General features: G+C 71.5%; 11 protein-coding genes. 4 read left to right on the top strand and 7 right to left on the bottom strand.

Translation table 11 applies throughout. The features are described 5' to 3' along the window. The first annotated feature begins 1 nt into the window (after nt 1). The 3 genes from ACZ6WH_RS25095 (at nt 2) to ACZ6WH_RS25085 (ending at nt 3,606) form a co-directional block, all read left to right on the top strand. On the top strand, nt 2-1,414 hold the full coding sequence (locus ACZ6WH_RS25095) for an alkaline phosphatase family protein (RefSeq protein ID WP_469730832.1): 1,413 nt from the start codon (nt 2-4) through the stop codon (nt 1,412-1,414). A 98-nt stretch (nt 1,415-1,512) separates the two neighbouring features. Further along, nucleotides 1,513-2,121, top strand: a complete 609-nt coding sequence (locus tag ACZ6WH_RS25090; protein WP_469730830.1) for a DUF4291 domain-containing protein — start codon at nt 1,513-1,515, stop codon at nt 2,119-2,121. 129 nt (nt 2,122-2,250) lie between these two features. Next, a complete protein-coding gene (locus ACZ6WH_RS25085; RefSeq protein ID WP_469730828.1) occupies nt 2,251-3,606 on the top strand; it encodes a hypothetical protein in 1,356 nt (451 codons plus the stop codon). A 79-nt stretch (nt 3,607-3,685) separates the two neighbouring features. On the opposite strand, the gene ccsB is transcribed toward ACZ6WH_RS25085, so the two are convergent. From ccsB to hemL, 7 genes are all read right to left on the bottom strand, one after another. Next, nucleotides 3,686-4,774 carry a c-type cytochrome biogenesis protein CcsB gene (gene ccsB, locus ACZ6WH_RS25080; protein ID WP_469730827.1) on the bottom strand — a complete coding sequence of 363 codons (1,089 nt, stop codon included), beginning with the start codon at nt 4,772-4,774 and terminating at the stop codon, nt 3,686-3,688. Beyond that, entirely contained in the window at nt 4,771-6,540 is a 1,770-nt protein-coding gene (resB, locus tag ACZ6WH_RS25075; RefSeq protein ID WP_469730825.1) for a cytochrome c biogenesis protein ResB, read from the bottom strand. The genes ccsB and resB overlap by 4 nt, the downstream gene beginning before the upstream one ends. Nucleotides 6,541-6,543: 3 nt before the next feature. Next, nucleotides 6,544-7,308 carry a cytochrome c biogenesis CcdA family protein gene (locus ACZ6WH_RS25070; RefSeq protein ID WP_361558790.1) on the bottom strand — a complete coding sequence of 255 codons (765 nt, stop codon included), beginning with the start codon at nt 7,306-7,308 and terminating at the stop codon, nt 6,544-6,546. A 10-nt stretch (nt 7,309-7,318) separates the two neighbouring features. Beyond that, nucleotides 7,319-7,930 (bottom strand): TlpA family protein disulfide reductase, encoded by a 612-nt coding sequence (locus ACZ6WH_RS25065; RefSeq protein ID WP_469730823.1) that lies wholly within the window; start codon nt 7,928-7,930, stop codon nt 7,319-7,321. Between the two features lie 58 nt (nt 7,931-7,988). Next, complete coding sequence (locus ACZ6WH_RS25060; RefSeq protein ID WP_469730821.1) at nt 7,989-9,200, bottom strand: polysaccharide deacetylase family protein; 1,212 nt, start codon at nt 9,198-9,200, stop codon at nt 7,989-7,991. 161 nt (nt 9,201-9,361) lie between these two features. Beyond that, nucleotides 9,362-10,084, bottom strand: a complete 723-nt coding sequence (locus tag ACZ6WH_RS25055; protein ID WP_469730819.1) for a histidine phosphatase family protein — start codon at nt 10,082-10,084, stop codon at nt 9,362-9,364. Beyond that, entirely contained in the window at nt 10,081-11,388 is a 1,308-nt protein-coding gene (gene hemL, locus ACZ6WH_RS25050; RefSeq protein ID WP_469730817.1) for a glutamate-1-semialdehyde 2,1-aminomutase, read from the bottom strand. Before hemL ends, ACZ6WH_RS25055 begins: the two co-directional genes overlap by 4 nt. A gap of 125 nt (nt 11,389-11,513) precedes the next feature. Between hemL and ACZ6WH_RS25045 the strand changes: the two genes are divergently transcribed. Continuing rightward, complete coding sequence (locus tag ACZ6WH_RS25045) at nt 11,514-12,125, top strand: hypothetical protein (RefSeq protein WP_432856270.1); 612 nt, start codon at nt 11,514-11,516, stop codon at nt 12,123-12,125. Nucleotides 12,126-12,163 lie beyond the last annotated feature (38 nt).

The raw sequence follows: 12,163 nt of genomic DNA, 5'->3' as shown, positions 1-12,163 counted from the left end.
CATGACCCGGCGCAGGCTGCTCGGCTCCGCCGCGGGCGCGCTGGGCGGCGCCGCCGCGCTGTCGGTGCTGCCGCCGAGCGTGCGGAGGGCGGCCGCCGCCGGGCCGCCCCGGTACGGCTCGCCGGCCGACATCGAGCACGTCGTGCTGCTGATGCAGGAGAACCGTTCGTTCGACCATTACTTCGGCACGCTGCGGGGCGTACGCGGCTTCGCCGACCCGGACGCGCTCACCCTGTCCACGGGGCGCTCGGTCTTTCACCAGCCGGACGACGCCAACCCGGACGGCTACCTGCTGCCGTTCCACCTGGACACCCGCGGCTCCAGCGCCCAGGCCATCCCCTCCACCAGCCACGTCCGGTCCGTGCAGCACGAGGCGTGGCACGGCGGCCGGATGGACCGGTGGCTGCCCGCGCACCGCAAGGCGGACGGCCGGAACGGCCCGTACGTGATGGGCTACCACACCCGCGCCGACATCCCCTTCCACTTCGCCCTCGCCGAGGCGTTCACCCTCTGCGACCACTACTTCTGCTCGGTGCTGGGGCCGACCTGGCCGAACCGGCTGTACTGGATGACCGGCACCATCGACCCCGGCGGCACCCGGGGCGGCCCGGTCGTGCGCAACGCCGCCCCGCGGCCGTACCGCTGGACCTCCTACGCCGAGCGGCTGGAGGCGGCCGGGGTGAGCTGGCGGGTCTACCAGCAGGACGACGACTACGGCTGCAACCTGCTGGAGCACTTCCAGACCTTCCGGGACGCCCGGCCCGGGGACCCGCTGTACGAGCACGGGCTGCGGCCGCGGCCCGCCGGCACCTTCGAGGACGACGCCCGGAACGACCGGCTGCCGGCCGTCTCCTGGATCATCCCGACGGCGGCGGAGTCGGAGCACCCGGACTTCCTGCCGGCCGCCGGTGCCGCCTTCGTCGCGCGGACGGTCGAGGCCCTCGCCGCCAACCCGAAGGTGTGGCGGAAGACCGCGTTCATCATGAACTACGACGAGAACGACGGGCTCTTCGACCATGTGCCGCCGCCGGTGCCGCCCGCCGGGACCGCGGACGAGTTCGTCGACGGGCTGCCCATCGGCGGCGGCTTCCGCGTCCCGTGCCTGATCGTCTCGCCGTGGACGGTGGGCGGCTGGGCAGCGGGCGAGCGCTTCGACCACACCTCCGTCCTGCAGTTCCTGGAGCGCTTCACCGGCGTCGAGGAACCGAACATCTCCGACTGGCGCCGCGCCACCTTCGGCGACCTGACCTCGGCCTTCGGCTTCACGCCCGCACGCCCGCCACGGCTGCCGCGGGACACCGCCGCCCGGCTGGCTGCGGCCAAGAAGCAGGTCGCGTCCCTGCCCAAGCCCGTCCTCCCGGGCGCTGACCAGTCCCCGCCCCGCCAGGAGCCCGGCGACCGCAAGCGCCGCTGAGCCGCCGGCCGACCGCGACGGCGGCGGAGCCGCGACAGCCTCGGACTCACCGGAAATCCGGTGGCACCCCGCTGCGGCATGGCGCACGCTGATCCCTCATGAACGACCGTCAGACCCCGCCGGCCCGCCAGATCAGGGCTGCCTGCACCGACACCACCGTCACCGTCTACCAGGCCTACGACCCCGCGCTCGGCGTCCCGGCCGCCCGCACCGGGCGCTTCCCCGCCACGTGGAAGCGGGACCGGATGACGTGGATCAAGCCCTCGTTCCTGTGGATGATGTACCGCTGCGGCTGGGCCACCAAGCCCGGCCAGGAGTGCGTGCTGGCCGTGGAGATCGACCGGACCGGCTTCGACCGGGCGCTGGAACGCGCCTGCCTCTCGCACTACGACCCGGCCGAGCACACCGACCGCGCCGCCTGGAAGCGGTCGCTGCGCGATTCCCCCGTCCGCATCCAATGGGACCCGGAACGCGACCTCCACCTGCGTCCCCTCCCCCACCGCTCCCTCCAGCTCGGCCTCTCCGGTGACGCGAGCCGCAGCTACGCGGACGAGTGGATCACCTCCATCACCGACGTCACCCCGCTCGCCCACCGGGTCCACGCACTCGTACAGGACGGTGACCTGTCGGCGGCGCGGGCCCTGCTGCCGCGCGAACTCCCTTACCCGGCCCCGGAATCCACGCCGTCCGTCAGTCCCCTCGCTTAATCTTTGACCGGCGCAGCGGACCCGCTCCCGGCAACGGCGGCGCGAGCCCGTCCCCCCATTCGCCCTCCTCGCGGCCGGGCCCTCCGGCCGTTGATGCAACGCGTCTCGACCGAGTGAGGATGAAGCAACGTGCGGATACGAAGACTCGTCGGTACCGCGGCCCTCGCGGCCATGGTGGGTGCCACGTCCCTCTTGGGGGCCGGAACCGCGGCGGCGGCCGACTCCACCGCTCCGCTGCCGCTCACCGGAGGCCACGGGGACATCGTCGTGGACGGCGTCCACGACCGGGTGTTCCTCAGTGATCCGGTCGGCAGCGCCGTCGTGGTGACCGATTACGACGGCACGCTCGTCAAGCGGATCGAGGGCGAGCCGGGCGCCGCCGGGCTCGCGCTGTCGGAGGACTCCGGCACCCTCTTCGTCGCCCTGCCGGACGGTGACGCGATCTCCGCCGTCGACACCGGCACGCTGACGGAGAAGGCCCGGTACCGGCTCGGCGCCGGCAACCGCCCGCTGAGCCCGGCCGTCACCGGCGACACGGTGTGGTTCGGGTACGACGCCGCCGACTCCTTCGGCGACGTCGGCTCCCTCGACCTGTCCGGCCCCGAGCCGGTCGTCTCGCTGAAGCAGGTGGGGTACGGCCCCTTCTACTCCGCGCCGACCCTGGTCTCCTCTCCCGCGGCGCCCGGCAGGATCGTCGCGACCGTCGAGGGTTCGAGCCCCGCGACCCTCACGGTGTACGACGTCTCCGCCGGCACCCCGAAGCAGCAGGCCTCGGTCCGGGACCCCGGCGGGTCCACCTCCAACATGCAGGACATGGCGATCACCCCGGACGGCGAGCACGTCGTCACGGCCAGCGGCTCCCCGTACTACCACCAGGTGTTCCGGCTGGAGGACCTGTCGGCGGACGGCCGCTATGCCACGAACACCTACCCGAACTCCGTGGCCGTCGCCCCGGACGGCACCGTCGCGGCCGGCATCTCCAGCTGGACCCCGGCGCTGTCCCTCTTCAAGCCCGGCCGGGGGACCGCGTACCGCACCTACGACTTCCAGGGCACCGGCACGCCCGACCTGCGGTCCGCCGGGCTGGCCTGGGCGCCCGAGGGCGACCGGCTCTTCGCCGTCACGGAGGGCACGGACAACGGCGGGGCGGCCTACGCCCTCAAGGTCTTCACCGACGCCACGAAGGCCGTCTCGGCGCTCGCGGTCACCGCTCCCGGCACCTCGGCCCCCAACAAGCCGCTGACCGTGTCGGGCAAGCTCACCGCACGGCCGGCCCACCCGGACGGCACGACGGTCGAGGTCACGCGCGCCGGCCCCGGCGGGAAGCGGGCCTCCCTGGGCGAGGTCGCCGTGGCCGCCGACGGCACCTTCGCCGTCACCGACCGGCCCAAGGGCAAGGGCGAGGCGGTCTACACCGTCACGTACCGGGGCGACGGTGAGCACACCGCGGCGACGGCCACGGCCACCGTCACGCTGACCCGCTGAGACCGGCCGGTCCCACTGAAACGCGAACCGGGACCGTGCGGCGCTCGGCGCGCACGGTCCCGGTACGGAAAGCCGCCGGTCAGACCCCCGCGTAGGAGTGCAGGCCGGTGACGAAGATGTTCACGCCGTAGTAGTTGAAAAGGTAGCAGGCGAAGGCGATCAGGGCCAGGTAGGCGGCCTTGCGGCCCTTCCAGCCGGCGGTGGCGCGGGCGTGCAGGTAGCAGGCGTAGGCGACCCAGGTGATGAAGGACCAGACCTCCTTGGGGTCCCAGCCCCAGTAGCGGCCCCAGGCGGCCTCGGCCCAGATCGCGCCCGCGATGATCGTGAAGGTCCAGAGCGGGAAGACGGTCGCGTTGATGCGGTACGCGAACTTGTCCAGCGAGGCGGCCGCGGGCAGCCGCTCCAGCACGGACTTGGCGAAGGCGCCGGGCTGCTTGCCCGCGGGGTCCGCGAGCTTGGCCTCGTACCGGTCGCGGAAGAGGTACAGGAGCGTGGCGACCGCGCCCATGTAGAGCACGGCGCCGGAGATGATCGCGCAGCTGACGTGGATCCACAGCCAGTACGAGTGCAGCGCCGGGACGAGCTGGTCGCTGGCGGTGTAGAGGACCGAGACGGCCAGGCCGAGGTCCAGCAGGACCGTGGTGATCAGCGGCAGGCCGATCCAGCGCACGTTCTTCTTCGCGACCAGCAGGATCAGGTACACGGCCACCGCGACCGCGGCGAAGGTCGTGGAGAACTCGTACATGTTGCCCCAGGGGGCACGCTCCACCGACAGGGCGCGGGAGACCACGCCGCCGACGTGGATCAGCCAGGCCAGGGTGGTCAGCGAGATGGCGATCCGGCCGTACAGGTCGCCCTTCTCGGTGCCGCCGTGCGCGCCGGGGCCGTCGGGCACGTCCCGGCTGCCGGCCGCGGAGCGGGTGACGACCTTGGGGCGGTCCAGGACGGCGGTGCCGCCGGCCCGGTCCTTGGACTGCACCGTCACGGCGGGCGTCGCTGATTTCTCCGCGGTGAGCGCGGCGGCCGTACGGGCCACCTTGCTGCGGCTGCCGAACACCCATTCCGCCATGTGCGCGAGGAACGCCAGGGTGTAGATCGCCATCGCCGAATAGATCAGCGTGTTGCTGGTACTGGCCAGGTTCTCGTTGGCCGCGGCCGCGAGGTTCACGCGCGCGCTCCTTCGGAGGGATCAGCGTTACCGGCGGAGTCGGACGGCTCCGCGGAGTCTTCTGCTTCGGGGTCGGGGGCCTCTGCCGCGGAGTCCTCGGATGCGGACTCCGCGGGCTCTTCGGACGCCGGCTCGGGCGCCTGCGGCGCTGCCGGCTGGAGGGCGTACGCGAGGTCGGCCAGCTCCTCGGGGAGCTTCGGGGACTCGCTGCGGCCGAGCCCGGCGATCTCCACGACGGTGACGCCGTCGGGACCCGGCTCGGCACGGACCCACACCCGGCGGCGCTGGATGAACAGCGAGCCGGCCAGGCCCAGCAGGGCCGCGACGGCGCCGCCCAGCGCGATCTCGTTGCCGGGCTGGTGGGAGATGGTGAAGCTGGCCCACTGCTTGACGCCGTCGAACTTGATGCTGCCGTCACCGTTCGGCAGCTTCATCGTCTGGCCCGGCGCCATCATCTGGGCGACCGCCCGGCCGTCCTGCTTGTACTGCTTCAGGTTCTTGGTCTCCAGCTGGTACACGTTCTGCGGCAGGCCGGAGTCCACGCCCAGGTCACCGTGGTACGCGGTGAGGGTCAGCCGGGGATTGTCCAGCGCCGGGAACACCGAGAACATCGAGCCGGAGCCCTTGCCGCCGAAGGTCGGGACGAAGAAACCCTGGAAGCCCAGCTGGTTCCTCTTGCCGTCCTTGGTCTTTGCCCCGGGGACCTTCACCACGCCGCTGGAGGTGAAGTTCTTCTGGTCCTGCGGGAGGAAGGGGACCGCGCCCTCGTAGACGACCTTGCCGGTGCCGTCCTTGACGGTGACCTCGGGGGCGTAGCCGTGCGAGAGCAGGTAGACCCGGTCGCCGCCGATGTCCAGCGGCTCGTTGACCTTGATCGAGGTCTTGCGCTCCTTGCCGTCGGCGCCGTCGAAGTAGGTGACGTCGGCGCGGAAGATGCGCGGGGTGCCGTTCTGCGGTCCGCCGCGCTCGTACGTGGCGACGAACTTGTCGAGCTGGAAGCCGAACGGCGCCAGGTCGTCGGTGTCGAAGAACGACCCGGACTTGAAGTCGTCGAACTGGGTCAGGCTGTTGGAGAAGCCGTCGCCCTCGGCGATCAGCTTGCCGCCCTCGGACTTCCACAGGTTGCCGACGGCGAAGGCGACCAGCATCACGATCAGCGCGATGTGGAAGACCAGGTTGCCGGCCTCGCGGAGGTAGCCCTTCTCGGAGGCGACGGCGCTGCCCACGATGTGGGTACGGAAGCGGCGTTTCTTCAGCGTCCGGCGGGCGGCGTCGAGCACCTGCTCGGGCTCGGCGGTGGTGCGCCAGGTGGCGTACGCGGGGAGCCGGGTCAGGCGGCGCGGGGCGCCCGGCGGACGGCCGCGCAGCTGGCCGACGAACTGCCAGGTGCGCGGGATGATGCAGCCGATCAGCGAGATGAACAGCAGCAGGTAGATCGCGGAGAACCACACCGAGCTGTAGACGTGGAACATCCCGAGCTTGTCGTACAGCGGCCCGAGCACGTCGTGCTGCTTCTTGAACTCGTCGACCTTGACCGGGTTGATGCTGGTCTGCGGGATCAGCGAACCGGGCACGGCGCCGAGCGAGAGCAGGAACAGCAGGATCAGCGCCACCCGCATCGAGGTCAGCTGGCGCCAGAACCAGCGGGCCCAGCCGAGGGGCCCGAGGGACGGCAGGCTGATCTCTTCCTTGGGCGCGGTGGAGAGCTGGGACCCGGCCGCGCCCAGTTCGGGCTCGGACTCGCGGGTGTCGGTCTTGGCGGTCATCGATCAGATCCCAACGGTGAAGCCTGTGGTCCAGCTCTGCAGTGCGGACATCATGCTGTCCCAGATTCCTGTGACGAGCAGGACGCCGATCACGACGAGCAGGCCGCCACCGGTCCGCATCACCCACACATAGTGGCGCTTGACCCAGCCGAACGCGCCGAGCGCCTTGCGGAAGGCCAGCGCGACCAGGATGAAGGGCAGGCCGAGGCCGATGCAGTACGCGATGGTCAGCAGCGCGCCGCGGCCCGCGCTGGCCTCGTTGAACGACAGGGCGTTCACGGCGGTCAGCGTGGGGCCGAGGCACGGCGTCCAGCCGACGCCGAAGAGCACGCCGAGCACGGGCGCGCCCACCAGCCCCATCGCGGGCCGCTTGTGCAGCATCCGGAACTCGCGCTGCCCGAAGCGGCCCAGCACCCCCATGAAGGTGAGGCCGAGCAGGATGGTCAGGGCGCCGAGCACCCGCGAGATGACGTCCTTGTAGTCCTGGAGCGTCTGCCCGAAGTACCCGAAGAGGGCACCTCCGGAGACGAAGACGACGGTGAAGCCGAGGACGAAGAGGGAGGCGCCGGTGAGCATCCGGCCGCGCCGGGCCTCGCCGAGGTCGGTGCCGGTGACGCCGGTCACGTACGACATGTAGCCGGGTACGAGCGGCAGCACGCACGGCGAGAAGAAGGACACCAGGCCGCCGAGGAGGGCGACCGGCAGGGCGACCAGCAGGGCACCGGTGAGCACCGTGTGGTTCGGTGCGGTGCCGGCTACGGCGAGCACGCTCACGGGATCACTTCTCCGCGATCAGCGGGTCGATCATCTTGCGCAGCTCGCTCTCGCTGAGCGGGGTGAGCGCGCGGGCCGCGATCCGGCCCTTGCGGTCGATCGCGATGGTGCTGGGGATGGCCTGCGGGTTCAGGCTGCCCTTGGGGAAGCGCAGCATGAGCTTGCCCATCGGGTCGTACAGGCTGGGGTACGGGATCTTGTGCTGTTCCTCGAAGCTGACCGCCTGGGTCTTCTTGGAGTCCCGGGTGTTGATCCCGAGGAACTGCACGCCCTTGTCCTTGGTCTCGTTGGCGACCTTGGCGAAGTTCGGGGCCTCGGCGATGCAGGGCGCGCACCAGGATCCCCAGATGTTGAGGACGACGACCTTGCCCTTGTAGTCGGCGGCGTCGAGCTGCTTGCCCTCGGTGGACTCGCCGGAGATGTCGGGGGCCTGCTGCCGGTCCGCCGGCTTGACGGTGTCCACGCCGCCCTTGCCCTGGACGAACTTGGTCTGCTGCGAGCCTCCTGAGGTACCCCCTGTCCCGCAGGCGCTCAGCAGCACGGCGGCGGCCGCGGCGCCGGCGGCCGGCAGGAGCAGGCGGCGGGTGACGCGGCGGGGGACGCGGCAGGCACTCATGTGAAAAGTTTCGCATGGGCCTTTTGTGGATCTTCCGCACCCCCCTCGTCGGCGCGGTTCAGGCCCCGGCGAGGTACCGCCGCCAGCCGCCGGCCGGCCGTTCGCCGACGCCCAGCCGCTGGAGCCGGGCCAGCACCTTCGGGTCCTGGACGTCCAGCCAGTCGGTGAACTGTTTGAAGGAGACCAGCCGCACGTCCCGGTGGCCGTCGTCCGCGATGTGCTTCAGAGCTTCCTCGACGGCGTCCATGTAGATCCCGCCGTTCCACTCCTCGAAGTGGTTGCCGATGAAGAAGGGGGCGCGGTTGGACTCGTAGGCGCGCCGAAAACCGGATATGTAGGCGTCCGCGGCCTGCCGGCGCCAGCCGGGGTAGTTGTGGCGCGGGGCCCGGGTGGAGTTCCCGGACTGGTTGGCGAGGATGTTGTAGTCCATCGAGAGGACCTCGAAGGAGTGGCCGGGGAACGGTATCTGCTGGAGCGGGAAGTCCCAGATGCCGCGCTTCTTCGTGGGCCAGGTCTGGCGGCCGCCGGGCGAGCTGGCGTCGTAGCGCCAGCCGAGGCCGCGGGCCGTGGGCAGCAGGTTGTCCTGGCCGAGCAGGCAGGGGGTACGGCCGCCGACGAGCTCCTTCTCGTAGTCGAAGGGGAGCGGTTCGACGTCGGTGAAGCCGGTGTGGGTGCGCCACTTCGTGACGAAGTCGACGGCCTGGTCGATCTCGGAGCGCCACTGCTCGGGCGTCCAGCGGGCGACCGAGCCGGAGCCGGCGCAGAAGTGCCCGTTGAAGTGGGTGCCTATCTCGTGGCCCTCCAGCCAGGCGGCCCGGACGTTGCGCAGCGTCTCCTTGATGTGCGCGTCGGTGAGGTAGCCGATGTCCGAGGCGCCGACCGCGTTGTTCGGCGGGCGGTACAGGGACTTCTTGGACTCCGGGAGGCAGTACAGGCCGGAGAGGAAGAAGGTCATCTTCGCGCCGTGGTCCTCGGCGAGGCGGCGGAAGCGCGGGAAGAGCCCGTTGCCGACCTCGCCGGCGCCGTCCCAGGAGAAGACGACGAACTGCGGCGGGACCCGGCCCGGCTCCAGCGGCTCGGGCTTCGGGGGCTGGTGCGGCTGCGGTCCGGTCTCGGCGGTGGAGCCGTCGCCTATCGGCTTCGGACGTGCCTGGACGGTCTTCCTCCCGGCGGCGTCGCCGGGCCGTTCGGTACCGCAGCCCGCGAGCCCGATCGCGGCGGCCGCCCCCGCTCCGATGCCCAGCAGGTTCCGCCGACTGATCGCGCTCATACCGTTCCCGTCCGCATTTGCCATGATTCGCCGTACTCAACGCCCGTAAATACGGACATCGGGTAAGAGGGCGGAGCGGGTTCCGGGGTTCCGGGGTAATCGCATATATCTACGGCGGTACGTACGGACGACTGTCCACACGTACCGCCGCAGGGCCGGGCTCAGGCGCCGGCGGCCTTGGCCTGGCCCTTCACGGAGCCCTTGCCGAACCGCGGCTGCGCTCCGGCGCGCAGATGCTCCGGCACCAGGTCGAGCGCGGGCTCGGTGTAGCCGACCGAGACGATCCGGTCGCCGTGGAAGGTGAAGGACGTCAGCGAGGCGAGGGTGCACTGCCGCTTGCGCGGGTCGTGCCACAGCCGGCGCCGCTCGGCGAAGCTGCGCACGATCCAGATCGGCAGCTGGTGGCTGACCGCGACCGCCTCGTGGCCGCGGGCCGCGTCCCGGGCCGTACCGAGCGCGGCCATCATCCGGACGACCTGCTCGATGTACGGCTCGCCCCAGGAGGGCCGGAACGGGTTGGTGAGGTACCTCCAGTTGCCCGGCCGCTTGAGCGCGCCGTCGCCGACGCCGAAGGTCTTGCCCTCGAAGATGTTCCCGGCCTCGATGAGCCGCGGGTCGCTGTCGACGTCCAGCCCGTGCGCCTTGCCGATCGGCGCGGCCGTCTCCTGCGCCCGCTCCAGCGGGGAGGCCACGACATGGGTGATGTCGCGGTCCGCGAGGTGCTCGGCGACCCGGTCGGCCATCTGCCGGCCCAGCTCGGAGAGGTGGTACCCGGGGCGCCGCCCGTAGAGGACGCCCTCGGGGTTGTGCACCTCGCCGTGGCGCATCAGGTGGACGACGGTGATCTCGTCGCCGCTGCCCTTGCCGCCGGTCGTGCCGCTCATGCGGTGGCCTCGGCGGCGGCCCGCGCGGCGGCCGGCAGCGCCGCCGCGATCCGCTCGACGGCCCGCGCGTCGTGGGCGGTGGAGACGAACCACGACTCGAAGGCGGACGGCGGGAGGTAGACGCCCTGGGAGAGCATCGAGTGGAAGAAGGGCGTGAAGCGGAAGGACTCCTGCGCCTTGGCCTTCTCGTAGTCGGTGACGTCCACGTCGGAGAAGAAGACCGAGAACATGTTGCCCGCGACCTGCACGCGGTGCGCCACGCCCTCCTTGGACAGCGCCTCGGAGACCAGCCCGCGCAGCTCGGCGGAGACCGCGTCGACCTTCTCGTACGCGGCGTCGTCCAGCAGCCGCAGCTGCGTGACGCCGGCGGCGGTGGCGACCGGGTTACCGGAGAGGGTGCCCGCCTGGTAGACCGGGCCGGCCGGGGCGAGGTGGGCCATCACGTCGGCGCGGCCGCCGAACGCCGCGGCCGGGAAGCCGCCGCCCATGACCTTGCCGAAGGTCATCAGGTCCGGGCGCACGCCGTCGATGCCGTACCAGCCGGCCTTGCTGACCCGGAAGCCGGTCATGACCTCGTCGGAGATGTAGAGCGCGCCGTTGGCGGAGCAGAGGTCCTTCAGGCCCTGGTTGAAGCCGGGCAGCGGCGGGACGACGCCCATGTTGCCGGCCGACGCCTCGGTGATCACACAGGCGATCTGGCCCTCGTGCGCGGCGAACGCGGCGCGCACGGCCTCGATGTCGTTGTACGGGAGCACGATCGTGTCGCCGGCCTGCGCGCCGGTGACGCCCGGCGTGTCGGGCAGCCCGAAGGTCGCCACGCCGGAGCCGGCCGCGGCCAGCAGCGCGTCGACGTGACCGTGGTAGCAGCCGGCGAACTTGATCACCTTGGGCCGCCCCGTGAAACCGCGGGCCAGCCGGATCGCCGACATGGTCGCCTCGGTGCCGGAGGAGACCAGGCGTACCTGCTCGACCGGCTCGATGCGGGCCACGATCTCCTCGGCGAGCTCGACCTCGCCGGCGCCCGGCGTACCGAACGACAGGCCGTGCGCGACGGCGTCCTGGACGGCCTGGACGACCTGGGGGTGCGAATGACCGAGGATCATCGGCCCCCACGAGCACACGAGGTCGACGTACTCACGGCCGTCGGCGTCCGTGAGGTACGGACCGGTACCGGACACCATGAACCGGGGCGTACCGCCCACGGCGCCGAACGCGCGCACGGGAGAGTTCACGCCGCCGGGCGTCACGACGGCCGCGCGGTCGAAGAGCGTCTGCGAAACTGGGGCATCGTACGAGTGAGTCACGCAAGCAATGGTCTCAGAGGCGCACGGGGGCGCGCGGCCGGGCGTTTCACACGCCGGTGACGGGGGAGGTCTCTGAGACGATGATCGGGTTGCGCGGCTGAGGCTGCGAGTGGTCGGGTGGAGATATGCATCGCGGTGGCGAACTGGGCGAAGGGACCGATGACCGGGGCCCGGAGCGCGCCCGGCGCGGCCGCCACCGCCGAGCGGAGTACAGCGGCGAGCAGGACCGTGCGGAGCAGAGCGGCGCCCCTACCAGCGGCGCGGAGAACAACAGCGGGACCAGCAGCAGAGGCGGGCGCATGGGGGTGACCTACAAGTACTTCGGCGCTCCCGACGGCGCCACGGCGGCCCGGGTGCCCATCTCGATGCGTCCCGAGGAGCTGGGCGGCGACGAGCTCGGCATGGGCGGGATGTTCACCAAGATCAAGCCGGAGACCATGGCGGCGATGGTGCTGACCGGCATCGAGGGCATACCGCTGTCGAAGGTCCCGCCGCTCGAACTGGTCGTCCTGCACCCCGACTACGCCGTGGTCAAGCTCCCCATGACGGTCGTCGACCCGCTGCGCGGCGTCGGCGAGGAGTCGGTGGGTGCCGCCGCCTTCATATGGTCCACCGTGCCCGACCGCGGCGGCCCGCGCGACGCCTTCGCCGTCTACCGCCTCCTCCACGAATGGCAGGACTTCTCGCACCGCCTGCACGAGGCCGGGCATCAGGCGTACTGCCTGGTGTGGCCCTGAGGGACGGCGTACGGCGGGCCGCGCGGCAGGGCCTGACC

It is taken from the genome of Streptomyces sp. NPDC050806, assembly GCF_055586425.1.
Note: the sequence above shows the minus strand (reverse complement) of the source record. Positions and strands in the feature narration are given on the sequence as shown.

Excerpts from the sequence above, each read along its gene's own strand:
- ACZ6WH_RS25090 (WP_469730830.1), top strand. The coding sequence starts at position 1,513 with ATGAACGACCGTCAGACCCCGCCGGCCCGCCAGATCAGGGCTGCCTGC.
- ACZ6WH_RS25065 (WP_469730823.1), bottom strand. The coding sequence starts at position 7,930 with ATGAGTGCCTGCCGCGTCCCCCGCCGCGTCACCCGCCGCCTGCTCCTG.
- ACZ6WH_RS25095 (WP_469730832.1), top strand. The coding sequence starts at position 2 with ATGACCCGGCGCAGGCTGCTCGGCTCCGCCGCGGGCGCGCTGGGCGGC.
- resB (WP_469730825.1), bottom strand. The coding sequence starts at position 6,540 with ATGACCGCCAAGACCGACACCCGCGAGTCCGAGCCCGAACTGGGCGCG.
- ACZ6WH_RS25055 (WP_469730819.1), bottom strand. The coding sequence starts at position 10,084 with ATGAGCGGCACGACCGGCGGCAAGGGCAGCGGCGACGAGATCACCGTC.
- ACZ6WH_RS25045 (WP_432856270.1), top strand. The coding sequence starts at position 11,514 with ATGCATCGCGGTGGCGAACTGGGCGAAGGGACCGATGACCGGGGCCCG.
- ACZ6WH_RS25060 (WP_469730821.1), bottom strand. The coding sequence starts at position 9,200 with ATGAGCGCGATCAGTCGGCGGAACCTGCTGGGCATCGGAGCGGGGGCG.